This window comes from Nostoc sp. (assembly GCF_036918245.1).
Lineage (GTDB): Bacteria > Cyanobacteriota > Cyanobacteriia > Cyanobacteriales > Nostocaceae > Nostoc.
The window spans coordinates 107,166-133,303 of sequence record NZ_JBALEF010000094.1 but is presented as its reverse complement, the minus strand read 5'-3'; the positions used below and the strand labels follow the sequence as shown (position 1 = coordinate 133,303).

Below are 26,138 nucleotides of genomic sequence, written 5' to 3'. Positions count from 1 at the left end.
GCATGGGCTTAATCGTTCACAAATGACAAATGACAAATGACAATTAAGAACTTGAGACAAAGCGATCGCGTCCCCCGGCTTTTGCTTGGTAGAGTGCTTTATCTGCCAGCACGATCAACTCTGAAGGTGAAGATTCCCAAGTCGGGACAACAGTTGCCACGCCCATACTGAGAGTGACGTGCTGACTCACCGCAGAACCGTCATGAACAATTTGCAAATCTTTGATTCCCGCTTGGATCACCGCGGCAACGTGAAGTGCGCCAGATGCAGGAGTGTATGGCATAATTACAGCAAATTCTTCGCCACCATAACGCGCTACTAAATCCTGATGTTTTTGTGCCTTAAGGCTTAAGACAGCACCCACCTTTTGTAAACATACATCCCCTGCCGGATGGCCATATTTATCATTATAAAATTTAAAAAAGTCGATATCACACAAAATCATTGACAAGGGAAATCCCTCTTGTGCGAGATTAATCCATTGAGTATTGAGATAATCGTCAAAGCGGCGACGATTAGCCAACTCAGTTAAGCCATCTACATTGGCAAGGTGATGCAAAGCTTCGTTTGCCGCCTCTAACTGTTTGTATACTTGTGCTTGCTGTAGCAGTCGGCGCAACCGCTGGCGTAATACAGGCCAGTGAATTGGCTTAGTGACATAATCACTCGCTCCCGCTTCAAAAGCACGGTTTACAGATTCCTCATCGTCCAAGCATGTGATCATCAAGATGGGAGTGCGCTCCCATATCTTAGAGATGACCGTATTGTTAAGGGTCGAGTCAGTATCAAAGGTGGCAAGGGCTGAGATTAAATTATTCCTGACAATCTGGAGCAAGTGTTTACAGCAAGTAAAGCCATCCATCACAGGCATTACAGCATCTAGCAAAACTATATCTGGTTTGATAGTCTCGTAGGCATCTAAACACTGCTTACCATCATTGACCTCGACCACTCGATAACCTTCTTGTTCCATTGCTTTACGCAACAATACCCGGATGGTCTTGTCATCATCAGCCACTAGAATCAGTGGTGGTTGTTTAGAAACAGAAAATGGGCTTATACCTGACATGAGTTGCCTTCCACTTGCGGGACTATCCTGAAAAAGGCTGTGCAACTCAATCGCATGGGGGCGATCGCTATTTTCATCAATGCCAGGATTTGCGGCAAAGGTGTGTCTGGCTTCACAATCAACTGTTTTTTGACAATGGACTGCCTAATGTTGTTGGGCCAAGCAAGCGGTAGATAAATAAGTTGCATAGACAATCTGTAATTGGAACACGAAGGCAATTGCTACCTTATTGTTCAGCGATGGTTATGGGAGGAAATGTTACTTTTATATTTCCCTATTGTTAAAGTCAAATTACGATTTTTTTGAGAATTACAAATACACAGCTTAATTCTTGAGTTGTGTAGTTAGTTGAGAAACCTAGCGATCCAGAGCAAGGCAATTGCCAAATTACCTTCAGAAGATAGTTAATACTAAGTACTAATATCACCTGACTGAAATTTATTTAGTCTATTCGACAAGGCTTGCTGAGGTTTAGTATAATTACATAAGATTGAGATTTAACTTAGTTTAAAGCTTTATTTTCAAGTGACTCTATAACCATTTCGTTCTAGCCATAAACCCCCTACAACTACAGCTTTGCAGATCATACTCAATTCTGTTTTAACGAACTATAACCTTTTCTTAGTCGTTTTTAGACGAATGAGTCCGATTAGACTCAGAATCAATTCTGAGGCAGATGAAAATGAAATAGCGCTGTAAGTCGTTCTGGGCTAATAAATGAAGTGAAATTTTTATTTAATTAGGTTCAGTATATCTAGTTATCTAAAAAATAGACTGTTTTTTTGGAAAGATAGCAATTTAGTAGCTAAGATTATATGTTACTACCATGTACTAAATTAAGATTAATATTTTGAACAACTAATCCTCTAACTGCTTTACAGACAGCACATAAAAGTGCTATCTTTTTGACTACACAAACAAGGAAAAGTTCTTAGAAAAATAGTCTAAACATCTTGACATTCGCTAAATATTTAAAATGCCAGACTCATTAATGTATCAGCAGGATAATTTTGTTGTTCTCGAAACAAATCAACCAGAACAATTTATGACACCATCAGAGTTATTAGAAAAGCTCAAAACAACTCTTCAACAACTCATAATTCAAGATTTGCCGCCTGACTTGCAAAAATTCGATACTGTGGAAGCTCAAGCACAATATTTACTTGACACTAGCTGCAAATTAGATATTAGCCCTGGGCAATATTTACAGTGGTACGCAGTTCGTTTAGAAAAGTAAGTTTTTGGTTAAGTGCTTAAGAGAAGCCCTAAAGATTTTAAGTAAAAGTTGCTGCTCAGATTCCCAACTTTTTGAAGAAGTCGGGGATATAAATCGTGGTTAAGGGAATTCCAAAAAGAATAATTACTAATTCATAATTCCTAGTTAAAGACACTGTACATTAGTCCAAACACTCATCAAAAATTTAGTGGTCAACAAGAGAATGGAGAGTACAAGAGCTACCACTAATTGTAATTATGAATTATTAATTATGTTGACTGTTGCAGAGATATGGGTAACAACAAGTCATAAAGGAATGAAGTTTGGGTAACGATAATTTTTGCTCTTGACTATTGACTATTGACTACTGACTAGTGATTCTTTTTGAATATTGATTAGTGCTAGCTCAATTGTATTTTCAGATGGCTGCGTTATTTGAATTTCCAATCCAGGACCAAAATAATTGGTCATTTTTTCATGCTTTTTTTGCCATACATCAATTGGTATTAGCTGTGAATCAAATTCTAAAATTAGGGCATAGCTCCCATTAACTTCTGTTTCTCGTAACCCTGTGACTATTGGCCGTTCCTGGTCAGTGGGACTCAAACCCAGAAAAGAAAGTGTTGTATCTAGATGAGCATCTTGACCGTAGCAATATCGGGTGATGTCTTTGCGAATTTTATTTTGCGTATCAGTTGCTTGCTGCTGGCGCAGTATCAATGCTGATGGTGAGGTAGTTTGGCTAAATGGTACTGGCTTAAGTTCATTAGCTTTTAGCGCCAGTCCTCCCAATAATAGAGGAATCCCGTAAAAAAATCCGACAAGATTGAGTGTGGCATTATTATCAGCATAGGCGACGAAGCCAATGATGGTTAATATGCCGCCGATAGTTAGACCGAGTGTTCCCAAAGAGATTTGGCGTAGCATGAGCTTAAATTAGTATAAAGTCTGAATACCTTAGTTTTATTATCATCGGCTATGAGCAACAAATTAGGAAAGAACATCGTCCCCAGGCGCTAGTATTCAACTAACCCTAAATTGCCATATTAAGGCGGTTAGAAACCGCACGCCAGTTGCTCAAGAGCCGAAAGGGAACACACCAAGAACGAACAAGTCAGGCATTTTTGCCCAAAGCACTGGCTTCGTTTAAAGGGGACTTTATCCATCTTTGTCTTTTTGATTTTCAAACACTCAATTTTTCCTTAGTCTACATTCGCGCAGCATCTCGTAGGGAAGGCAAGTGGCTCTAAGTTGACTACTAAGGGCGTATAGTGTCCCAGAATATTAGATTTTGAGTTAACTTTAAATTTAAAGGTAGTTAAAGATAGGAAAAAAATAATGGATCTACAGACTATAAAAGAACGAATTGTCGCAGTTCAAAGTAAACGCGATTACCTATTAAGCTTACTGGAGCAACCAAACCTGGGAACTTTGAGAATTGACGTAAATCAGGCTTTGGAAGAACTGGATGAACTAATTGATGAATTTAGACGCACCATTCCGGTAGAGTAGAATTTATCAAAAATTACGTCGGTTTAACCTCAACTTCAGGCTAGACCGACGTTATTCAGTAGTATCATGTCTTCAAATCCCCAGAATTGGACTAAGCCTGAGTTGGCGAAGCAATAATCACTGCATCATTTATCCTGCCACTGAACCATCACCTGCACGCTGACCCAGCTGCCTAACTAAAGCAACAAGTTCGCTTGTCGGTACATCTTTCTTGCAAACTTCATCAAAGCTAGACATTGCCTTTGTCCCGTGAAAATTTACGTCTTCCACTGAGGAGTAAGCAAGTATCTGGGTGTTTGGAGATATAGCTTTAATGTGACTAGACGCACTCCACCCATCCATGACTGGCATCTGTAAATCTAGAACAATTACGTCAGGATGGCAACGTTTAACCATTTCTATAGCTTCTTCACCATTACTGGCTAAACCTACTACTTGAATATTTTCCTGGCAAGAAAAAACCAATTGTAAGGTTAAGCGAGTCAGTTCGTGGTCATCAACTACTAAAACACGCAAGGTAGAAAGCTCGCAGGATAACATTAACATTGAGGGGAAAGACAAATTTATTCAGAATAACCTCTCTAGTCTATGAGAACAAGTGCCAGCACTGGCTCTATCCTATGGTTGAATAACTTGTTTGAACCTATGATAATAAACAACTTAGACAACTGCTCAAAAAATTCAATTTTTCCAAAAAAAACTAAGTTGAGCTAGTTGTCAAGGTATAAGTAACTTATTTTTTAATCAATCAGGTTGGGACTACACCAGTTGAGCGTAATGCCATGTTCATGAGAATTTTTTGTGAATTAGCTTCTGGAGAATCATCATAAGGACGCCGTTGAATGTAAGTACCATCAGCTTGTAATTCCCAAGCTTGGCGATTATCTGCGAGCATAATTCCCATAATTTCTTGCAAATCTTTAGCAATATCTGGGTCTTTTACTGGGGTAATTACTTCGACTCGGCGATCCAGGTTGCGGCGCATCCAGTCAGCACTGCCGATATAGATTTCCTCCTGTGTATTGTTATGAAAATAATAAATCCGAGAGTGTTCTAAAAAGCGACCGACAATACTGATGATGCGAATGTTTTCACTAATGTCTTTGATTCCTGGGCGTAAACAACAAACACCCCTAATAATTAAGTCGATTTGCACTCCGGCGCGGGAAGCTTCATATAAAGTGCCGATAATTTCTGGATCGACTAGGGAATTCATTTTGGCGACAATCCGTCCAGAAAATCCATTTTGAACATTTTCAATTTCGCGGCGAATTAGTGCTAAAAAGCGATCGCGCATATTCACAGGTGCAACCAGCAACTGTCGATAAGATTTTTGCAGGGAATATCCTGTTAAGAAATTAAATAAATCTGTAATGTCAGCACCCAATTCTTCACGGCAACTAAACAATCCCAAATCTGTATACAATCGTGCTGTTTTAGAGTTATAGTTACCTGTGCCAATATGCACGTAGCGACGTATCCGGTCTTTTTCGCGCCGTACCACCATGACGGTTTTACTATGGGTTTTTAGCCCGACTAAACCATAGACGACATGAACTCCAACTCTTTCTAGTCGTTTTGCCCAGTAAATATTATTCTCCTCATCAAATCGCGCCTTTAATTCCACCAGCACAGATACCTGCTTGCCATTTTCAGCAGCGGCAATTAAGGCGTTGACGATGGGCGAGTCACCAGAAGTCCGGTAAAGGGTCATCTTGATGGCTAACACATTTGGATCGTAGGTGGCATGGGTGATAAAGCGCACTACTGTAGCCGAAAAGGATTGATAGGGATGGTGTACTAGTAAATCCTTTTCTCGAATTACAGCAAAAAAGTCTTTTCCTTCGTCCGTCTCCAGCGCATCTGGATCTAAACTCGGTTCTCTCAGCCTTTGCAGGCGTAACGGTACAACAGATTGGCGTGGTGGATCTTTGAGTTCCGGCAATGGTAAGGACATAAAGTACATTAAATCCCGCAGTCCCAAAAGACCATCTACCTCGTAAACATCACTTTCTGTTAATTCTAAATCTTGCAATAATCGCGATCGCACTATTTCAGGAGTCTGGGATTGAATTTCTAGCCGGACTGGACTCCCACCCAGCCGCCGTTTTCGCAATTCCTGTTCGATCGCTAACAACAAATCATCTGCTTCATCTTCTTCTAAGACCAAATCGGCATCACGGGTAATGCGGAACGGATGATATTCTTGAATGTTCATCCCTGGAAATAGAGATTCTAAGTTATGAGCGATCGCTTGTTCTAAAGGTACTCCAGTCCAGTGGGCAGGTTTTTCGCTGTTCTGATCTCCCAACTCAGGCGGTATCGGTAAAAATCGTGGTAGAACACTAGGGACTTTGATTCTGGCAAAGAATTCTTCTTCGGTGTCTGGGTTCTTGACCACAACAGCCAGATTCAGACTGAGATTAGAAATAAAAGGAAAGGGATGACTAGGATCAACAGCCAGAGGAGTCAAAACTGGAAAAACTTGTTCCTCAAAATAGCTGTTGAGATGAGTCCGCTGCTTTTGATTTAAATCTATGTAATTCAGAATATGAATGCCATGATTTACTAGTAGAGAACGAAGTACTTCCTCAAAATGTTGGTGCTGTTTCTGAAAGTGGGGAGTGAGGGTAGACCTAATATCGTCTAGTTGTTGTTGTGGTGTGCGACCATCGGGAGTTAACAGGCTAACTTTTGCCTCTACTTGTTGCTTTAAACCAGCAACGCGCACCATGAAAAACTCATCCAAATTAGAGTTAAATATTGCCAAAAACTTGAGGCGTTCCAGAAGAGGCGTGCGATCGTCACAGGCTTCATGTAAAACCCTGGCATTAAATTCTAACCAGCTTAACTCTCGGTTAAGATAATATTGTGGATCGCTAAGATTGATGGGGGTAGCGCTTTTCTTAGATTTTGCCATAATGACCTAAGGGCAGGCAGATGTAGCCCATTTTGCTGGGGGACAATAAACATAGTAAGTTAAATGGTGCTTGAGCAAAACGCTAAAGCAATTTTTGGCTGTGCTGATTCTCTACCTCGCTACTGGTAAAGGATAGATATCATACTTAAATCAAAAATCTATTTGTATTTAAATGACTTTAGTCAAAGATTCAAAAATTAACTTGTGTAGGCACGAAAGCCAACATTTATAAGAAATTTTTGGGTGCTTTGTGCGATCGCCTTGCGTATCTTCCAGATAATCACCCTACCTATAACTAGATTTTATAGCCCTTTTCAATTTTGTGGAATATGGTATTGGCGTATAGTTATGTGCCCTTTCAAAATATTGCATCCATACAATAACTGCGATCAGCCTGGGGATTCAAATCGTTGCCCATAGCATATTAACCATAAAGATGCACTTAAGATTTAGCAAAGATATGATATAGCCATATCTGACAATTTTTCACGAATTATTAAGCAGTGTTTACGGAGGAGCGGGGTGTTGGAAGCAGTCTAAAGCCTTACCTCCAGTACTTTCTGGATTTGGTGTTACAAAATCTGGAGTTTAGTAATTATTACCACAGCTTTAATACAGACATTGAGTAGGCACAAGCCTTGCTAAAACGCAGTTTTTATAAGCTTTTTGAAGCTTTTATTCCGATCTACACCAACACTTACATTTATTAGTTTTTTTAATTTATGACCTCTATAATTTATCAAAATTTCAGTTTTATTACTGAGATTTTTTTGGTAGTCAATGGTTATATTGAAAACGTAAAGAGAAACAACACGGCGAGTTTGTTAATCATGAAAATTTCTGCGATCGTTAAAGGAAGCATCTGCTTATTAGGTTTGGTTGGCGTTGGTAATATCCTGGCTGCACCAGCAAGTGCAGATCAAGCAGCAGCCCGTGGTGCTGTAACTATTGTTAGAGCTTCAGGCGCTTCTGTAAGTGTTAGTGGTGAATTAGCTTTGCCTAATAACGCATACTTCCCCGGCCCTTTAACAATTACACCTACTTATGGTACTGGTACAGCAGCTACAGATGATGAAACTGTAGATTCTTTGGAAATAGATCCAGGCACAGCTGACGTTACAAACCTCTCTGCTAGCAGCAATCCCTTCGTTGCTTCAGCAGCAGCAGCCTTAGACGCAGCTGTAACAGCTGGCGACATTGGCGCACAAGCAGCGATCATTCGGGCTGGTGCTGGTTCTAATGGCTTAGGCGGTTTAGAATAGATTAAGTTTTTGCTTTTGCCTCGTAAGTACTTACAAAATTTTTAGCAGCTGATAGAACAGTTGAAAAAATCAATAGTTCATAGGGAGGAGAAATAGCAATGCTATATCTGTTCCCTATATTTATTTTGTGGCTCAGATTCCCGACTTCTTCAAGAAGCCGGGAATCTTGTTATTCGTCTTGTGCCTCGTTCCCAGTCTCCGACTGGGAATGCCCATTGGGAGGTTCCACCTCCATTATTAGCGGTAGCAGCCCAATGAAGAACATTTCCTTATTAGACCTGGAAACGAGATTTTAAAGCAAATGGAATGAAAGCGTTAAGGGACTTCCAAATAAAAAAATATTCAATTATTTATTGTGGGGTGGGCGTCTCGCCTGCCTTTGTTTATTGGGCGGGCAAGATGCCTACCCCACAATATTGGATAATTTATTTCTTGGAGTTCCCTAATGATTTGCTATCCAACTCCTCATCATCCTTTTACATAGCTTTAGTGATATCAATATAAACCCTGAAACTCTCACTGAATATTGAATAGAGAGCTTACGTAAAAATACGAAGCCTCAAAATGTCCATTTTTCACAAAACGCTCCCAACAAAGGTTTTATATTTTTATACACTGAAAGAAGAAAAGCCAGATAACAAAAGGTTCTGCTTCGACTTCTGCTGGCCGATGCATATTCTGCATTTCTAAGCAAAATCTGGAAACGAGCCTAAGGCGAGAAACATGAGAAGTTTATAAAACATGAATAGCTTATCTAAAAAATTATCTATAATTCTTCGAGGAAGTATTTGCTTGTTAGGTTTAGTGAGTGTAGGAAATTTTTTAGCAGCGCCAGTAAATGCACAACAAGCCACTGCTATTGGTGCTGTTACTCTTATTAGACCTTCTGGTAGTTTTCTCAGTGTCACTGGCGAAGTATTTTTACCTTCTGGCTCTTACTATGACGGAGGTTTAACAATTGCACCAACCTATGGAGGAATAGCAGGTGGAAATGACGAAACCATAACTGGTCTAACTATAACCCCAGCAGTAGTTAAAACTACTACACTCTCTAACCCAAACACATTTATTGATACAGCAGCGAATTTATTAAATAATAGTACTTCTGTTGAAGATGTAACAACTATAATCCGAGCGGGCGCTGGTAATAATGGCTTAGGTGCTTTAGATTAGACAAAATTTATAAATTAAAAACCTTAGAACCTCGACTTCTCAAAGAAGTTGGGGTTCTTCCACATTGTTGTAATAGTTAAATTGTCTTGCTTACCGACATACCGCCAGGAAATAAACTTCCTGGCTAATAGTTAAAGTCCACTTAAGTGGACTTTAATTTTATCTTTTACAGAAGATGGGCATCTAGATTGGTTAAAATCTTGTATTTAGTCCTCTTGAGAGGACTTTAGATATTAGCCTCGGAATTGATTCCGAGGCGGGATGACAACGAAGTGGAAGATTTAAAAGATGTTGGGAATGACAAGGACTTTATTCTGTGGATATTTAGTGCGCTACATTAATGCCATCAAAATCGATAACCACCTTGAAGCTTTAGATCAAATCCATTCTCGCCTGTACCAATTTGAGTTTCTATAAACACACCATTATCTGGAAAATTGTGCCTGAGAATGACTCCATAGTTGTAGCCAGAAACTCGGCTGCTCAAACCCAGATTATTAACACTATAATTTTTTAGATAAACACCAGCAGAAATATTTTTGCTAACTCTGTGTAATCCTTGAAATTCAAAGAAAAGTTCTTTCCCTATCTCTAGGTTTGTCTTTAAATTCAAACCATAACTAGTACTAAATTCTCCATTGAAAAGACCTAAAAATTCCCCATTGCTATTATTCTCAATAAAAGCAATTCCAGGAGATAAGGAAAAACCGAAATTTCTTTCTTGATGCTGATATAAATAACTTAAGTAAGTAGAAAAAGGATTATTTTTATTAGAGGCACTATTCCAGTCAAGTCTCAAGTAGGGTATGTGAGTATTAACAGCTACTGGTTTTTTGGCTGAATTTAACCGTATATCAGTTTTAATATAGTTGACAAGTATATTAGTATAGATACCTAAAGTTGGTTCTTCTATTCCTAAGTTATTATTGGAAACACCTGGTGCCGAGCTAGCATCTATATTAAACCACGTTCCTAAATTGGCACTATAGTTAAAATTTCCAGAAGAACCCGCTGCTAATAATTCAACTGTCGGTAAAGATAGATAACCGTTAAAGTTATTAAAACTAACACCTATTTTGTCAACTCTAGTAAGTTCCATGTAATCGAATGCTAAATCAGCTGCTCGCACCTGGAGCGGTACTATCGTAGTATCTGCTGAATTAAATTTTTGTACAAATTGTTGTCCTTGGGGGTTTGTCAAAACTACTTCTACAGCAGAGGATTCGTTAATAGGTTTAATAGAAGTATCATTTAAAGGAATTGGGTTCCCAATGAAGGTCAAAGGCCCAAACTTTTCATTAGAAAGTCTGAGATCGGAAAAAAATGTATCACCTTCATCTAAAATAGAAATATTTCTTTCAAGAAACTGAACTGCTCGTTTGTGGTTTCCCGTTCTTATTTGCAAGATGCTAGAGTTGTTAGGAGTGACTTGACTGGGAAATGTATAAGTTCCAGATACCTGCTCTAGTCCACTGGCTGCATTGGCATAGGATAAAGTACGATTCAACCTGTTATTGATTTGTCTTCTTTGGTTAGCCGTAGCAGGTGTATTTAAAGGAGTAAAACCTTCTCCATTCTTAAGTTTTTGTCTAGCTTCTTCTAAACCTTGTTGAATATTATCGATTTTAATAGCTTCAAAAACTCCACCTAATAGCAAACCTAATGTAGAGTTCACTGATTGAATAGTATCAATATTAGTATTGCTGAATTTAGCTGTTAGAGATAATCCTGGAGCAGAAAAAATATTAGAATAAGTAGCTTTAATTGCCACTGGGTCATATTGAATTAAACTGCGATTATGAGGATGGCTAACATAAATTCTGTGCCAATCAGAACTTTCTTGAGTTTGAGATAGTGTCTCAAATACAGGTTGTCTTCTCCCTAAAGATAGCCACTGTAAAGAGTTAAGATAATGAAAGTCTTTCTCGGATTGAGAGAGAAAAGGATTGACTGCTACATTTAATAAATCAAAGTTATCAAATTTTCCAAGTTGAGCAACCTTAATACCTGGAAAGGAAGAGACAGGAGCAGTAAAACCAAAACCTTCTCCTGTCAAAATGTCTCCCCAGAAGATACCAGCAGCTTCTAGAGCATTCTTAGGAATAATTTCACCCACCTTGAGTTGAACATTTCCATCATCTAGCAAAGGTTGTATATTGGTCGTTGGAAAGCCTTGCAGAATTTTAGGAGCATTGATAGCATCTAAAGCTTGAAATAAAGCTTGTCCACCGTCAACGCTCAAAGTAGAGCCACTACCAATAACTGGAATAGGATTTTTTAAAACTGTGACATTAGGATTGTTTACGTCAATCCCACTATTAATAATAACTCTGCCAGCCGGTATACCTTCAGGATTTATCAATTGTCCTGCTATTGAAATTACAGAAAAATTATCAGTATCAACTTCTCCAGCTAAACTCTGAAAATCTGTAGGTATGGCGAACAGAGTTTGCAATCCCCAAAATGCCTGTTGTGAGGTAACATTTTGGGTAATATAAGTATTAGTTTGTCTTCCTTGAGAGAGGATACCGACTTGGGAGCCTTTAGTTTCAACTACTATTCTATTGCGATCGAGAACCCAGTAAAACTGGTCAGCCTTGGGAAATTTGGCATAAGTAAACTTATCAATAATCTGATTGTCTCCAGAAAATCTTACTCTTATATCCGTATCTATATAATTTTCATTTTTATTTGGCTTAAATAATTCTGTGGAAAAAGTAAGGTTATCTGTAGGGTTAACAATCCAAGGATATTTATTGGCGCTAAATGTTAGGGCATCAAGAATTACTATTTTTTGGATTGCTTGTGGTTGCTTTTTTGTTCGGCGTAGTTTTTCTATTAGTATTTGTTGCTGGGGTGTGTATGGTTTTGATGGATTTGAATTTGATGGTTGAATTGTATTTGGTTGGGGTTTTTCTTCATCTTCTTCAGGTAGCTTGGGAGGTTTGTCTTTGTATTCTTCAATTGGGATAACGTCAGCAATGGTGAATTTTCGTAACTGTTTTGGTTTCTTTAAGTTAGAGTTAGACTTTCTTAAAGCCTGTTTTAACAGTTCTTTACCTTGAGAGTTATCTATTTCTTTATCGGACTTGATTAATAATTTGTTATGATTAGCGATTAAATCAATATTGTTTTGCCTGTCTATGTCTAGAGCGATCGCAGATAATTTAATAAATATAATTTTGTATAAAATTGTTGAAGATAACAAACAAATTACAAGAATTCTTACATTTTCTTTTAAGCTCACTAGGGGAATATTGATGCTTTTCTGATTTGGATTTTTCAATGTTTTCAGAATAAAGTTTTTGGCGATTCAAACTATTGAGCATTAGCTAATATCGAAAATTAACCATTATTTAATACTTGGTCTTTGAATTTATTATTGATTTATTTGATTCGATGGATTCAACAGTGTTTCAGTAAATATATATAGTCAAAAAAGTTTGATTTCTTATCCTGTCCGCAAATAATAAAATAGGATTAAGCAGATTTACTGCAACAAGAGTGTAATTCTTGAGCAAAAATTCAACCTCAGCAAAATCACCACAACTCAAAAATTTAGCTATTAATTAGCCGTATAAATACGTAATTTAAGCCGATTAACTTAAAAAATGGAGTAAAAAATATACTTCAGGCTACTCGCTGCCGTCTATCAATTTGATACACTTACATGACTGTCGTATTACTACTGCTGTTTGCTAGTGGAGTTTATTTATACATCCGCAGTAGACTGATTGACTTAGATATTACGAAAAATACTTTTCAACCATCCTTTAAGAATCGCTTTTAACAGACTTTCCTGAACAGCCAAAGGTGAGAAAGGGATTAAAAATTATTAAAAAAGGTTAAGCTATTCTTGAGATAATCATGCTGCTGACTGAATATCACATTTAGATTTATTAAAAAAAGTTAATGAAAGCTCGACATATTGATACTGAAGCTGTAAGGTTAGAAGCCCTCCGCCAGTATCAAATTCTTGACACCGAACCCGAAGAAGCCTACGACAATCTTGCTCAGTTAGCGGCATTTATTTGTGGCACTCCCATCTCTTTGGTAAATTTTTTTGATGAAAACCGTGAATGGTTTAAGGCAAAAGTAGGTTTAGATGTATCAGAAATGCCCCGGAGTGTTGGGTTATCTTACCTTTGCCAAGAGCAGCGTAATGTTGTGGTGGTTACTGATACCCTAGCTGATGAGAAGTTAGCAAGTAATCCGCTAGTACTTGGCTATCCATATATACGGTTTTATGCAGGTGTACCCTTAATTACTCCGAAGGGAGATATGTTGGGAACTCTGTGTGCAATTGACCAAGTTCCACGAGAACTAAGCCAAAAACAAGTGGAGGCGTTTGTGGGTTTGAGTCGCCTGGTAATCGACCAACTCGAACTCAGGCGTCATGTAAGAGAAGTATCTAAAGTTACTGAGAAACTAGTGGCGCACGAGCAAGCAGCTCGTGCCCAATCTGAAACCGCCAAAACCCGCATTAGCAATCTTCTCGAAAGTATCACTGATGGTTTTTTTGCCTTGGATAAAAAGTGGCAATTCACCTATATTAATGGCCAAGCAGAACGGCTGTTACAAAAAACTCACAATGAGCTTTTGGGTAAAAACATCTGGGAGGTGTTTCCAGAAATTATCGGCACAACATTTGATTGTGAATATCACAGGGCAATCTTAGAACAGGTTAGTGTCGAATTTGAGGAGTTCTATCTGCCACAGCAGCAGTGGCTTAAAGTTCATGCCTATCCGGCAAAAGACGGCTTGTCTGTTTATTTCCAAAACGTTACTGAACGACGGAAAACAGCAGAAGCACTACGAGAAAGTGAAGAACGTTGGCAATTAGCATTACATGGTAATAATGATGGTATTTGGGATTGGAACCTCAAGACTAATGAAGTGTTCTTCTCAACTCGATGGAAGGAAATGCTCGGCTATAAAGACCACGAAGTTTCCAACCGTAGGGATGAATGGACAAAACGAATCCATCCCGATGAGCAAGATTGGGCACTTCAGGCTTTCCAAGACCACTTTGCTAAGAAAACACCGTTTTACGTCTGTGAATATCGAGTCCAGTGCCAAGACGGCAGCTATAAATGGATTCTAGATCGAGGACAGGCACTTTGGGACGCATTGGGTGATCTAGTGCGGATGGTTGGTTCTTATACTGATATCACGGATCGCAAGCGGGCAGATGAAGAATTAAAGCGGCAAAATCTGCGATCGCAACTATTTGCTGAAATTACCCTGAAAATTCGAGAATCTTTACAAATAGATGAAATTCTTCAAACCACTGTCACAGAGGTACAAAAATTACTGCAAGCTGACCGAGTGTTAATTTTTCGACTGGAACCTGATGGTTCGGGAACAGTGGTACAAGAGGCAGTGCTGCCTGGTTGGCCGGTAATTCTAGGAAAAAATCTTTTTGACCCCTGTTTTAAAGAAGAATATATAGAAAGATATCGCCAGGGGAGAGTAAGTGCCCTTGAAGATATTGAAGCTGCTCATATCCAACCATGCCATCGAGAATTTCTTCAGCAGTTTGCTGTCAGGGCTAATCTGGTAGTGCCGATTCTTGTCAGGGACGATATTTGGGGCTTATTACTAGCTCATCAGTGTGGCGCACCTCGACAGTGGAATCAGTTTGAGATGGATTTGTTACAGCAATTAGCGAATCAAATTGGGATTGCTTTATCTCAGGCACAACTATTAGAAAAAGAAACCCAGCAAAGTCAGGAACTGACTCGTTCTAATGCAGAATTAGAACAGTTTGCCTACGTAGCTTCTCATGATTTACAAGAGCCATTGCGGATGGTAACTAGTTATTTACAACTGCTGGAGCGGAGATACAAAAACAAACTGGATGCCAATGCGGATCAGTTTATTGCCTACGCAGTAAATGGGGCCAGCCGGATGCAGACCCTAATCAACGATTTGTTAAACTATTCCCGCGTCAGCACTCGTGGACAACCTTTTGTGCCAGTTGATTGTAGTATTGTCTTAGAACAGGTGCTGATTAATCTTCAAGTTGCGATCGCGGATAGTAAAGCAGTTGTCACTTATGATACTCTACCTGAAGTGATAGCTGATGCTACTCAACTGACACAAGTATTTCAAAACCTGATCGCCAACGCGATCAAGTTTTGCCAGAATCAGCAGCCACGAATTCACATCGGAGTAGAGAAGAGAGATGCAAATGCAGATGGGGAAGATTTAAATTCTATCCCGTCGGTAGATGAATGGTTGTTCTGGGTGCGCGATAATGCGATTGGTTTGGAATCCCAGTATGCAGAACGAATTTTTATAATTTTTCAGCGCTTGCATGGTACAGGCAAGTATCCAGGTACTGGAATTGGTCTGGCAATTTGTAAAAAAATTATAGAACGCCACGACGGCCGGATCTGGGTTGAGTCAAAACCGGGTCAAGGCTCGACTTTCTACTTCACAATTCTAGATAGAGATATTAAGCTATCGTGACCACCTTAACAGCGATTATGCCTATTCAGATTTTGTTAGTAGAAGACAATCCTGGGGATGCCCAACTCACACGCATCGCCCTGGAAGAGAGCAAAATCTCGATTCACCTGAACGTGGTCGAAGATGGTGTAGAGGCAATGGCATTCTTGCGAAAACAGGAAAAATATGTCAAAGCAGCCCATCCAGATATTGTGTTGCTCGATTTCAACCTGCCCAGAAAAGATGGGCGGGAGGTACTGGCAGAAATTAAAGGAGATGAAAACCTCAAAAGAATTCCTGTAGTCGTTTTGACGACTTCCCAGGCTGAAGAAGATATCCTCAAAGCCTATAACCTTTTTGCCAACTGTTATATAACTAAGCCAGTAGATTTCGATCAATTCGTTAAAATTGTCCAATCAATAGAAAATTTTTGGTTTGCGATCGTAAAACTGCCACCGGAGTAATGGAAATGGCAGGTGAAAATATTAAAGTTTTATTAGTAGAAGATAACCTTGGTGATGTCTTTTTATTACAGGAGTTTTTAAAGGAAGTTACCACAGTTGTAGTTGATTTGAACCGCGTTGTGCGGCTTTCAGAAGCATTTGACTACCTAGCAAAGGAAATTTTTGATGTAATTCTGTTAGACCTCTCGCTGCCAGATGGCCAGGGACTGGAAACCTTTGTCATCACTCACAATCACGCAAAAGCCACTCCGATAATTGTGCTCACGGGTATAGACGATGAAACCCTGGCAATTAGGGCAATGCAGGAAGGAGCGCAGGATTATTTGGTAAAAGGGCAAGTAACCGGCGACTTGCTGGTGCGCTCAATGCGTTATGCGATCGAACGTCAACGCGCAGACAACGCACTGCGACAGAGTGAGGAACGATTTCGGGTTGCCCTCAAAAACTCTCCAATCTTTGTCTACAACCAAGATAGGGAGTTACGATACAGCTGGGTTTACAATCCCCCCTACGAATTGACTGTTGAGGAAATGTTGGGCAAACAAGACTTGGATCTGATCCCAGTTGAAGATGCTCAACGTCTCATTACAATTAAACGTGGAGTATTAACCACAGGCATAGGAACGCGAGAAGAAGTATCAATTACTATCAAAGATATAACTCGATATTACGACTTAACTATCGAGCCACTACGGAATGAAACCCAAGAAGTTGTCGGGGTGACATGCGCTAGTATAGATATTAGCGATCGCCAAGCTGCGCTACGCGATCGCAAATTGGCAGAAGAAAAAATTCGCGAACAAGCAGCATTACTAGATGTCACCACAGATGCCATTTGCGTCCGAGATTTAAACAATCAAATTATTTTCTGGAACAAAGGTGCAGAAACACTTTACGGCTGGCAAGCTAAAGAGGCTTGGGGTAAAAATGCTAGCGAACTTTTGTATGACGAACCTTCACCGGAAATTGAAGCGGCTCTATTGCAAGTTATTAGTAAAGGTAAGTGGCAGGGCGAATTAACTAAACTTACAAAAACTGACAAAGAAATCCTTGTGGCTAGTCGCTGGAGTCTGGTTTGCGATGAACGAGGGAAACCCAAATCAATTCTCACCGTTGACACAGATATTACCGAGAAAAAGCACCTAGAAGCCCAATTGTTTCGTGCCCAACGCCTGGAAAGTATTGGTACTTTAGCTAGTGGTATTGCTCACGACCTCAACAACATCCTGACACCGATTTTGGCAGGAGCGCAACTGCTACCGCTGAAATTTCCCGATGCAGATGAGCGGACTCGTCATCTACTAGAAATTTTAGAAATCAACGCTAGACGCGGTGCTGATTTGGTCAAACAGGTGCTGTCCTTTGCGCGGGGTGTAGAAGGGAAGCACATCACTTTGCAACTCAGACATATAATTGTGGAAATTGCCAAGATACTTAAAGAGACATTTCCCAAATCGATAGACATCAGCACCGATGTACCGCAGAATTTGTGGATGGTTTCTGGAGATAGTACTCAACTGCATCAAGTGCTGATGAACCTCTGCGTTAACGCCCGCGATGCTATGTCCAATAGCGGTACTTTGAGTATCTCTGCCGAAAATATATTGATTGACGCAAATTATGCCCGCATGAACCTAGAAGCCAAAGAGGGGCCTTACATAGTGATTACTGTCTCCGATACTGGAGTTGGGATTCCTAAAGAAATGCTAGATAGAATTTTCGAGCCATTCTTTACTACAAAAGATGTTGGACAAGGCACTGGTTTAGGACTTTCCACAGTATTGGGGATCGTTAAAAGTCACGGAGGTTTTGTGAACGTGTATAGTGAACCGGAAAGTGGCACTAGCTTTAAGGTTTACTTGCCAGCAGTGGGGGGAATAGAAACACTCAGTCCCGAAAATTTGCCACCACAGACAGGACATGGAGAATTGATTTTGGTTGTGGATGATGAAGCCGCCATTCAAGAGATTACGATAACATCATTAGAAGCTCACAACTACAAAATCTTAGTTGCCAGTGATGGCATTGAGGCGATCGCGCTATATGCTCAAAATAGAGACAAAATTAGTGCCGTCCTCATGGATATTATGCTGCCCTCACTGGATGGTTTAACAGCCATGCGTACCTTGCAAAAAATCAACCCCCAAGTCAGAATTATCGCCAGCAGTGGACTTATGTCTGACAATAAGCTTAGTGCAGTAGCAGCTATTGGTGTCAATACATTTTTGTCGAAGCCCTATACTGTCAACGAATTATTGCTTTCTTTACAGAAAGTACTATCGTGAGTCAAGTAATGACGTAAGTATACTGTTAGCTGTGAGTACAAAACGCTGCTTTATTGATGTGGGTGCAAATTGCTTGGATTTGATATGATTGAGCATCCGTTAACACACTCCTTTTACTGATACTTACAGCTTGGCTAAATCAATATGCCTCGGTTTCTTAGGTTAATCATCAATATAGTAGTTTTAGGTGCATTGTTACTCATATCCCAGCAAGTTTGGGCGCAAGATTGGCGTCCGGTTCGCGGTGGCATCCCTTTCGGTATCAGTGGTATAGCTTTGATAGAGCAACAAAGCAATAGGCTCGATTTTCTGATTGTCCATGACAACAAACAAAAAAACCAAGGTCGTTTAGCAATTATTACCATTAAGGGTAAAAGGCAGCCTGAATATTTCCCCTTGAATTGGCCAAATAATACAGAATTGCCCATCGACTTAGAAGCTTTAACATCTGTTCCAGAGAAAACAAAATCTTCTTTTATCGCTTTAAGCAGTTCTGGGAAAGCTTATCACATCAGGTTCGAGCCTGCCAACAAAACCATCTCAGTTCTCAAAGAATTCAGTCTACCAGAAATTATTCAAGGAAATAATTTTGAAGCATTTGGATTACAAAATATAGATGGTAAATTAGTTGCTATTTGGGGGCATCGAGGTGAAGGAGAACAACCAGCAACTATTTTTTGGGGAATATTTGACTTGGCTAAATATCAAATTACCCTCGCAGGTTCTGCCAATCTGAAAGTACCGTTTCCATCTGGAAATGTTCGCCATATTTCAGATATTAAAGTAGACCCTGTAGGAATTGTATATATCACTTCAGCAAGTGATGCCGGAGATGATGGCCCATTTCAGTCAGCTGTGTATGTCGCTGGTTACTTGGGATTGTGTGGCAACAAAATTGTATGGCGGCAAAATTCTCAATTTATTCCTCTCTACCGCTCTGATTATCACAAAATTGAAGCTATGGAACTTGTTCCCGGTGCAGAAGGCGGTGTAGTGGTTGGTACAGACGACGAGAATTTGGGTTCTTCTGTGTACATTGTGGGTGGAAGTAGCTGAACAGAGATCGGCAGAAGAAAGGAAGGACGATCAATCGCTTGTCCTGCTTTTACTGGAGCAACGGGTGGGGCAGTTATCGCAAATTGAGAGCGATGCTTGCGGGGGGCTACGCCTACGCATTTCTACCTTGAGCTTGGAAGGACTGGAAGCATTGGCATTAGCACTGCTGGATTTTTCATCAATGGCAGACTTCACAACAGGAGGCATCATAGCTGGTTGCTAGAGGAACTCAGAGGGCAAGAATCATCGTTCATTCTAGACCTAATAAAGGTTTAAAGGTACAGACCAGGACTAAGATTTAGGAGTAGCAGCTGGTAAGTGAAATTTAAACTGATACCAATTATTTAGAAATAATGATGAACCCCAAGACTTATAAAAAACTAGTTGTCAAACAGTTGAGCCGAGATTTTAGAAGCGCTGTCGATATTGTTGAAGCTGATTTTCCTATACCTGCTCCCAATGAGATTGTCGTGCGTAATTTGTTTGCTGGAGTGAATGCTTCCGATGTCAATATTGCTGCTGGTGTGTATTTTGTAAATACACCACCATTCGATGTAGGAGTTGAAGCTGGATCTGTTGTCGTTGCTCTTGGTAAGAATGTACGACATCTGAACATAGGGGATCATGTTATTACTTTTCAAATAGGAGGTGGATACCGGGAGTATTTTGCAATTGATGCTACTCAAGTTATTCCAATTAAAGAAGCGACTCCAGAAATACTGACTGTTGTAGCCAGTGGAATGACTGCTGCAATTGGTTTAGAAGTTGTTGGAGAAATCAAAAGCAGTGATGTGGTATTGGTAACAGCTGCAGCGGGTGGTACGGGTAGTTATGCTGTCCAACTCGCCTTGCTTGCAGGTGCTCATGTGATTGGAATATGCCGATCGCAAGCAAAAGTTGAATTTCTCAAGCAGCTTGGCTGTCATCGAGCGATTAATTACTCTCAAGAAAATCTTGATGAAGTTCTCAAAAAAGAATATCCCCAAGGCATTGACTTAGTTTATGAATGCGTTGGGAGTGAGTTGTTTGATATATGTGTTGATCACCTGGCACAGCGCGGTAGATTAGTTATCGTCGGATATATTTCTGAATACTTATCATCAGAACTAGAGTTGGTAAACCGTCCGAGAATATACAACAAATTACTATGGAAATCAGCCTCACTACGCGGCTTTCTCTTCGTTGACTATTCAGAATATTTACAAGAGAAACAGTCTCGACTGATGGAATTATTATCGACAGGTAAAATTAAACCTGCTGTTGATTCAACAGAATTCAGAGGAATAGAGTCTATCGTTGACGCTGTGGAATACTTATATAGTGGTCAAAATTGCGGTAAAGTTATTGTTCGTTTTTAACAACAATTATTAGCTTATACCACCCATAAAAACTAACAACTGACTAATGACACTAAAAAGCACTCCCCTTTTGGAGAGCGCCTTTCATTTTATTTGACCTAATTAGGGCTTGCAACTATATTTTGGGTAAAGCTTGTTTACTTGCGATCGCCAACAAGTTTCCTTAAACATCAATATGCATATATCGAATACTTTGTCAATATTTTTAGGGCGATCGCAACTTAGTGTAGGTTGGCCATTATCTGATTGATAACGACCACTGAATTAGTTACCCCTACACATTAAATCGGAACAACATTACATCCCCTTCCTGCACAACATACTCTTTCCCTTCACTGCGAACCAACCCTTTCTCCTTCGCAGCATTCATCGAACCAGTTGTTACCAAATCTTTATAAGCGACTGTTTCGGCGCGAATAAATCCCCTTTCAAAATCACTGTGGATTACACCAGCAGCTTGAGGTGCAGACATTCCTGCATTAATTGTCCAAGCGCGGGTTTCTTTGGGGCCGCAGGTGAAATATGTCCGCAAGCCTAAAAGCATGTAAGTTGCCCGAATTAACGATTTCAAACCACCTTCATCCACACCTAAAGACGCGAGGAAATCAGCTTTATCTGACTCTGGTAATTCCACTAATTCCGCTTCAACTTGAGCCGAAACTATCACAACTTGGGCATTTTCTGTAGCTGCAATTTGCCGCACTGTTTCCACAAAATGATTACCAGTTGCCAACTCATCTTCAGATACATTGGCTGCGTAGATAATCGGTTTATAAGTGAGCAGTTCTAATCCTTTAATAATTTCTGTTTCTTCTTCATTCAAGCTCACCTGACGCACCGATTTACCTTCATTTAAAGCCGCAGCTAATTTTTCTAAGACTGTGATTTCAAACTGTGCATCTTTGCTGGTACGAGCTTGTTTGCGAGTGCGGTCAATTCGCCGCTCAATTTGTGTTAAATCTGATAAACCGAGTTCTATATTAATGATTTCAATATCTCGTGCTGGATCAACAGAACCAGCAACGTGGATAATATCATCATTCTCAAAACAACGTACTACATGGACGATCGCATCAACTTCCCGGATGTGGGACAGGAATTGATTCCCTAGTCCCTCACCCTGACTTGCACCTTTAACTAAACCGGCAATATCTACAAATTCAACCCGCGCCGGGATAGTTTGTGCCGAACTGGCAATCTTAGCAAGAACATTTAACCGTTCATCCGGTACTGCGACAACGCCGACATTCGGTTCAATCGTGCAAAAAGGGAAGTTAGCTGCTTCTGCTTTGGCATTAGCAACTACAGCATTAAATAAAGTAGATTTTCCGACGTTGGGAAGTCCGACAATTCCGGCTCTTAGCATTTTGGATTTTAGATTTGAGATTTTGGATTACATTACCAAGGTAATCTAAACAGGTTCCGGTATGGTTTGGGGAATTGGCCCTGGAACTGTTTGAGGAATGGGAGCAGGTACTGGTTCTGGTACAGGCCCAGGTAAGGGTTGAGGAATCGCTGGCCCCGGTACAGGTTCGGGACTCGGTAGTGGACTCGGCCCAGGAGTAGGAATTTGTGGATCGGGTATAGAAATCGCAGTAAGATTCAGCATGGTAAGTCTAAATTAAATTATTCAACCTTTCCACGCTAGATGACAACCTCATCTGTTGACATCTCCCCAAATAGCTATACCTACGAACACTTCCTTTAATAAATTACCGCTCTTGTCATTCTCTGCGTCCCTCTGCGCTTCCCTCCGCGCGACGGCAGTCGCTACAACGGGGGGAACCCCCGCAACGCGCTGCCTCCCCTTTGCGTTTAAACTCCAACCTCAATTCGCCACCATTTGCACAAAACTACTGCTCCTTTACCTTTTCTACCACCTCTGGCACTGGATCGTAACCACCTGGATGAAACGGATGACAGCGCAAAATCCGCCGAGTTGCCATCCAGCTACCACGAAACACTCCAAATCGCTCAATAGCTTGAATAGCATACATCGAACAAGTTGGTTGAAAGCGACAAGTCGGGAGAAACAACGGCGAGATAAACATTCGGTAGCCCCGAATCAGCCAAATAAATAATAATTTCATTGCAGCTACCCAAATCTTATAAATTAGTAACAGGGGTAAAAATTTTCATTTTGTCGCATCTTTGTTAATTACATTTTCTGACTTCACCTCAATTCCGGTTTTATGGCTGCAAATTGCGTCGGCTGCAATTTGGGTATTACTCATCCTCCTGATTGCATGGGTGGTAAACCGCTTTGCCGACAAGCCAGAAATCGTGCGGAAGATAGTTCATATTGGCACTGGTAATGTGATTTTAATCGCTTGGTGGCTAGATATTCCCGCCAGTGTAGGGATTACAGCTTCTATTTTAGCGAGTGCAATCACCTTATTATCCTACCGATTGCCCATTCTTCCTGGTATTAATAGCGTTGGACGCCAAAGTTTAGGGACATTTTTTTACTCTGTCAGTTTCGGTATTTTAGTTGCCTGGTTCTGGTACTTGCAACAACCCCAGTACGCAGCACTAGGAATTTTGATAATGACTTGGGGAGATGGACTAGCAGCCTTGATTGGGCAGCGTTTTGGGACACACAAGTATAAAGTTTTTGGGACGCAAAAAAGTTGGGAAGGCTCCCTAACTATGATGCTCGTTAGCTATCTCGTCAGTAGTTTGATTTTAGTTGGAACTCAAGGAAACAGTTGGCAAACTTGGGCAGTATCACTGTTAGTTGCATTTATCGCTACTGGTTTAGAAGCTGTTTCATTTTTAGGTATTGACAATTTGACAGTTCCCTTGGGCAGTGCAGCACTTGCCTTCTTTTTAACTCAGTTAGTTTTGTTGAATTAGTAATTGCCTTGAGTGCTATTTCAAACAATGTCTTAAAGAAAGTAGCACTATATTTTAGATTTAGAAAGGAAATTGGACGATATCTTTGAACTTAACAATACTTATCATTATGTCAAAATTTTCTTCTATGAGCAAAAAACGATGCTTATAAATCGATTATTTAAAGGACTAGCTGTTGTATTGACAGTAATGGGAGGCATAGTAATTATTTGGTTATTAGTTAACTTGGTACAGTCGCAGCTAATAATATCGTCCTCTCCAGGCAGTTCTTTAGCAAGGCGTACTTTATTCGGTTTACAGGCTGCAAAAATTGAACGAAATCTCAGACTTGTGTTCATTGCTAGCGCAGTTGAGATTGCCTTATTCTGGCTACTAGTACTTCTTGATGTTGTCTCTCGACATCGTGGTTTAATAGCTACTTTAGTCCTCTTTATTTTCGTTGGAATTGTCGTCTTTATTGTTTACAGTCAGTATGCAAGTGTTTTTTAGCTGATTGACAAAATTTACACTATTCTAACCTCTCACAGATGATTACCGCGATCGCTCCAAAATCCAATCGAGTAAAATCGGGTTGACTAACTCAGGTGCTTCATCCTGCGGACAATGCCCCACTCCTTCTAAAGGAATAAACTTTTCTACTTGCGGAAAGTTAGCTAATTCTCTCCCTAATTTAATTGGCTCCCACGGATCGGCCGTTCCCCACAAAATAATCGCCGGACAGGGTAATAATGGCAAAAGGTCTTCAGGTAATGGGCCAGTAGAATAAGAAGTAAAAGCAAGAAACACAGCCCCAGCCCCCGGATCGCTTGCTGGTGAAGTGAGAATATCTACCAACTCATCTGTCACCATCTCAGCGTTAGCATAAGCTTGCAGCAGAATTTTCCGCACCGTTTTCGGTTTGGCGAGTTGATTGAAAAAGAAATCACCAACTGGTTTGATAGATAATAGGCGTTGCAGTAGAGGCGCTCCGTAACGACGAGATAAAGGTAAAGTTACCCGTTTGCGATCGTGCAACAGCCGTAAAGAACAGTTGAGTAATGCAACTCCCAAGGCAATATCTGGGTTGCTTACTGCGGCTTGCATGGCGACAATACAGCCAATAGAATTTCCGACTAAAAAAGCTGGCTCACCGACAACTTCCCGGCAAAAATCTGCTACTTGCTGTCCCCAGGTTTCTAATGTGTAGGTAATTTTTTCACCAGGTTGAGGTTTTGCGGAAGCGCCAAAACCAATCAAATCGATCGCATAAACACGGCAATTTTCCGCTAATACGGGAATATTTTTCCGCCAGTGCCACCAAGAAGCACCAAATCCATGCACTAGGATAACAGCTGGGCCAGTAGTTCCTTGGGTTTGATAGCAGATCGGAAAATCTTGCCAAATCCAGGTTTTTGTAGAGTTAAGTGCTGTTTTTGAACTTGAGGTTGTCATGGTAAATTTGATGTAAAGAATGCTAAAAGTTTTTCAGCAGCAAGGCACAAGTAAAATTGTTTTTAATTTGCATAAAATTTATCAGATTTTCAAAATAAATCCTTTGCTCTAGTGATAGCCTATACATATACCACAAAAGCTTCTAGGCTGATAATACTAGCATTAAGCTGATAATTTTATCCAGTATAGAGAGTTGTCATCTTGTTGATAGAGGTAACTTACTCACAACTGAGATTATGTCAGTATTAGAAATTATAACTTCTCTAATATGAGTAATATTTGGGCTATTTTTTAGATGTGAGTGAATTAGCATCAATGCTAGATTCAGTAGTTTCACAATTTACGATCGCAAATTTGGTCTATAAGATTGGCGAATATGAGGCATCGGCTAAGGGGTGGTTTGCAACTGGAAACTGACGCTGAATTTAACAATATTTTTCTTGTTCCTAGTTCTGCGAGCCAGAAATAATGAATCTACTAGAAACAATTGATACTCCCGTTGGGAGCTACGCACCAGATTTTGAACTGCCAGGAATTGATGGTCAAGTACACCATCTCAGGCGTTATCTTGAAAAGTTCCCAGCAGTCGGCGTTATTTCCATGTGTAACCACTGCCCTTATGTAGAGCGGTATTTAGGCAGGCTAAAAAACATTCAAGCCGAATTTGCCCTAAAAGGCTTCACACTAATTGGACTCAATGGTAGTAATGTTGACTACGACACTAGGTCAAGCTTTGAAAATATGAAAGCTTTTGCCCGACGTCACCAGTTGAACTTTCCCTACCTGTGGGACTCAACGCAAGATGTGACCGGTAGTTTTGGTGCAACAAAAACACCAACGGCCTTTCTCATAGATACTAACGGTATAGTCCGTTATAAAGGTAAAATCGATAATCATCCCAAAGAGCCATCATCAGTGGGACAGGATTATTTGAGAACTGCGATCGCTTCTCTGTTTAAAGGTGAAGAAATAGCCATACCACAAACAGAACCAGTCGGCACTACATTGATTTGGCGTAACTAGACATAGATAGTCCCTGTAACTGCTATCTTAAATTGGAGGCAATTGCAACTTTTTTGATAA

At 40.2% G+C, this 26,138-nt stretch carries 23 protein-coding genes and 1 pseudogene; 14 read left to right on the top strand and 10 right to left on the bottom strand.

The features are described from left to right. Nucleotides 1–43 precede the first annotated feature (43 nt). The gene (locus tag V7L12_RS27095; protein WP_335089071.1) at nt 44–1,069 is read right to left on the bottom strand and encodes a PleD family two-component system response regulator; all 1,026 of its coding nucleotides are present in this window, start codon (nt 1,067–1,069) and stop codon (nt 44–46) included. Continuing rightward, nucleotides 1,057–1,257, bottom strand: coding sequence for a hypothetical protein (locus V7L12_RS27090; protein ID WP_335089069.1), 201 nt, complete (start codon nt 1,255–1,257; stop codon nt 1,057–1,059). The genes V7L12_RS27095 and V7L12_RS27090 overlap by 13 nt, the downstream gene beginning before the upstream one ends. A 788-nt stretch (nt 1,258–2,045) precedes the next feature. On the opposite strand from V7L12_RS27090, the gene V7L12_RS27085 reads away from it, so the two are divergent. After that, nucleotides 2,046–2,306: a chlororespiratory reduction protein 7 gene (locus V7L12_RS27085; protein WP_334815565.1), complete on the top strand. Its 261-nt coding sequence runs from the start codon at nt 2,046–2,048 to the stop codon at nt 2,304–2,306. Between the two features lie 336 nt (nt 2,307–2,642). Here V7L12_RS27085 and V7L12_RS27080 read toward each other — a convergent pair whose 3' ends face one another. Further along, nucleotides 2,643–3,212 (bottom strand): DUF2854 domain-containing protein, encoded by a 570-nt coding sequence (locus tag V7L12_RS27080; protein ID WP_334815567.1) that lies wholly within the window; start codon nt 3,210–3,212, stop codon nt 2,643–2,645. 411 nt (nt 3,213–3,623) lie between these two features. Here V7L12_RS27080 and V7L12_RS27075 point away from each other — a divergent pair, with 411 nt between their 5' ends. Further along, the gene (locus tag V7L12_RS27075) at nt 3,624–3,797 is read left to right on the top strand and encodes a hypothetical protein (RefSeq protein WP_199784779.1); all 174 of its coding nucleotides are present in this window, start codon (nt 3,624–3,626) and stop codon (nt 3,795–3,797) included. A 129-nt stretch (nt 3,798–3,926) separates the two neighbouring features. Here the strand turns inward: V7L12_RS27075 and V7L12_RS27070 are convergent, their stop codons facing one another. Beyond that, nucleotides 3,927–4,343: a response regulator gene (locus tag V7L12_RS27070; protein WP_335089241.1), complete on the bottom strand. Its 417-nt coding sequence runs from the start codon at nt 4,341–4,343 to the stop codon at nt 3,927–3,929. A 202-nt stretch (nt 4,344–4,545) separates the two neighbouring features. Next, the gene (gene ppk1 / locus V7L12_RS27065) at nt 4,546–6,717 is read right to left on the bottom strand and encodes a polyphosphate kinase 1 (protein WP_442947924.1); all 2,172 of its coding nucleotides are present in this window, start codon (nt 6,715–6,717) and stop codon (nt 4,546–4,548) included. A gap of 830 nt (nt 6,718–7,547) precedes the next feature. Between ppk1 and V7L12_RS27060 the strand changes: the two genes are divergently transcribed. Beyond that, nucleotides 7,548–7,979 carry a hypothetical protein gene (locus V7L12_RS27060; RefSeq protein WP_335089067.1) on the top strand — a complete coding sequence of 144 codons (432 nt, stop codon included), beginning with the start codon at nt 7,548–7,550 and terminating at the stop codon, nt 7,977–7,979. Nucleotides 7,980–8,720: 741 nt separating this feature from the next. Then, the gene (locus V7L12_RS27055; RefSeq protein WP_335089065.1) at nt 8,721–9,152 is read left to right on the top strand and encodes a hypothetical protein; all 432 of its coding nucleotides are present in this window, start codon (nt 8,721–8,723) and stop codon (nt 9,150–9,152) included. Nucleotides 9,153–9,498: 346 nt separating this feature from the next. On the opposite strand, the gene V7L12_RS27050 is transcribed toward V7L12_RS27055, so the two are convergent. After that, on the bottom strand, nt 9,499–12,360 hold the full coding sequence (locus V7L12_RS27050; RefSeq protein WP_335089063.1) for a hypothetical protein: 2,862 nt from the start codon (nt 12,358–12,360) through the stop codon (nt 9,499–9,501). 417 nt (nt 12,361–12,777) lie between these two features. Between V7L12_RS27050 and V7L12_RS27045 the strand changes: the two are divergent. The 7 genes and pseudogenes from V7L12_RS27045 to V7L12_RS27015 form a co-directional block, all read left to right on the top strand. Beyond that, nucleotides 12,778–12,909, top strand: a pseudogene (locus tag V7L12_RS27045) (two-component sensor histidine kinase); the annotation flags it as partial. Nucleotides 12,910–13,064: 155 nt separating this feature from the next. Next, on the top strand, nt 13,065–15,626 hold the full coding sequence (locus tag V7L12_RS27040) for a GAF domain-containing protein (RefSeq protein ID WP_335089061.1): 2,562 nt from the start codon (nt 13,065–13,067) through the stop codon (nt 15,624–15,626). Beyond that, nucleotides 15,623–16,069 (top strand): response regulator, encoded by a 447-nt coding sequence (locus V7L12_RS27035; protein ID WP_335089059.1) that lies wholly within the window; start codon nt 15,623–15,625, stop codon nt 16,067–16,069. Before V7L12_RS27040 ends, V7L12_RS27035 begins: the two co-directional genes overlap by 4 nt. Before the next feature lie 5 nt (nt 16,070–16,074). Further along, on the top strand, nt 16,075–18,354 hold the full coding sequence (locus V7L12_RS27030; RefSeq protein ID WP_335089057.1) for a hybrid sensor histidine kinase/response regulator: 2,280 nt from the start codon (nt 16,075–16,077) through the stop codon (nt 18,352–18,354). 144 nt (nt 18,355–18,498) lie between these two features. Continuing rightward, entirely contained in the window at nt 18,499–19,410 is a 912-nt protein-coding gene (locus V7L12_RS27025) for a hypothetical protein (protein ID WP_335089055.1), read from the top strand. Further along, nucleotides 19,397–19,633: a DUF4351 domain-containing protein gene (locus V7L12_RS27020; protein WP_335089053.1), complete on the top strand. Its 237-nt coding sequence runs from the start codon at nt 19,397–19,399 to the stop codon at nt 19,631–19,633. Before V7L12_RS27025 ends, V7L12_RS27020 begins: the two co-directional genes overlap by 14 nt. A gap of 130 nt (nt 19,634–19,763) precedes the next feature. Further along, nucleotides 19,764–20,768, top strand: coding sequence for a zinc-binding dehydrogenase (locus V7L12_RS27015; protein WP_335089051.1), 1,005 nt, complete (start codon nt 19,764–19,766; stop codon nt 20,766–20,768). A 274-nt stretch (nt 20,769–21,042) separates the two neighbouring features. On the opposite strand, the gene ychF is transcribed toward V7L12_RS27015, so the two are convergent. The 3 genes from ychF to yidD all read right to left on the bottom strand — a co-directional run bounded on the left by ychF (nt 21,043) and on the right by yidD (nt 22,858). After that, on the bottom strand, nt 21,043–22,134 hold the full coding sequence (gene ychF, locus V7L12_RS27010) for a redox-regulated ATPase YchF (protein ID WP_335089049.1): 1,092 nt from the start codon (nt 22,132–22,134) through the stop codon (nt 21,043–21,045). A 45-nt stretch (nt 22,135–22,179) separates the two neighbouring features. After that, nucleotides 22,180–22,377, bottom strand: coding sequence for a hypothetical protein (locus V7L12_RS27005; protein ID WP_335089047.1), 198 nt, complete (start codon nt 22,375–22,377; stop codon nt 22,180–22,182). Nucleotides 22,378–22,621: 244 nt separating this feature from the next. After that, complete coding sequence (gene yidD / locus V7L12_RS27000; RefSeq protein ID WP_335089045.1) at nt 22,622–22,858, bottom strand: membrane protein insertion efficiency factor YidD; 237 nt, start codon at nt 22,856–22,858, stop codon at nt 22,622–22,624. A 61-nt stretch (nt 22,859–22,919) separates the two neighbouring features. Between yidD and V7L12_RS26995 the strand changes: the two genes are divergently transcribed. Both V7L12_RS26995 and V7L12_RS26990 read left to right on the top strand, forming a co-directional pair. After that, nucleotides 22,920–23,624, top strand: a complete 705-nt coding sequence (locus V7L12_RS26995; protein WP_335089043.1) for a diacylglycerol/polyprenol kinase family protein — start codon at nt 22,920–22,922, stop codon at nt 23,622–23,624. A gap of 141 nt (nt 23,625–23,765) precedes the next feature. After that, nucleotides 23,766–24,113 (top strand): hypothetical protein, encoded by a 348-nt coding sequence (locus tag V7L12_RS26990; RefSeq protein WP_335089041.1) that lies wholly within the window; start codon nt 23,766–23,768, stop codon nt 24,111–24,113. A gap of 42 nt (nt 24,114–24,155) precedes the next feature. Here V7L12_RS26990 and V7L12_RS26985 read toward each other — a convergent pair whose 3' ends face one another. Continuing rightward, nucleotides 24,156–25,055, bottom strand: coding sequence for an alpha/beta fold hydrolase (locus tag V7L12_RS26985; RefSeq protein WP_335089039.1), 900 nt, complete (start codon nt 25,053–25,055; stop codon nt 24,156–24,158). 468 nt (nt 25,056–25,523) lie between these two features. On the opposite strand from V7L12_RS26985, the gene V7L12_RS26980 reads away from it, so the two are divergent. Further along, a complete protein-coding gene (locus tag V7L12_RS26980) occupies nt 25,524–26,078 on the top strand; it encodes a thioredoxin family protein (RefSeq protein ID WP_335089037.1) in 555 nt (184 codons plus the stop codon). The last annotated feature ends 60 nt before the right edge of the window (nt 26,079–26,138 follow it).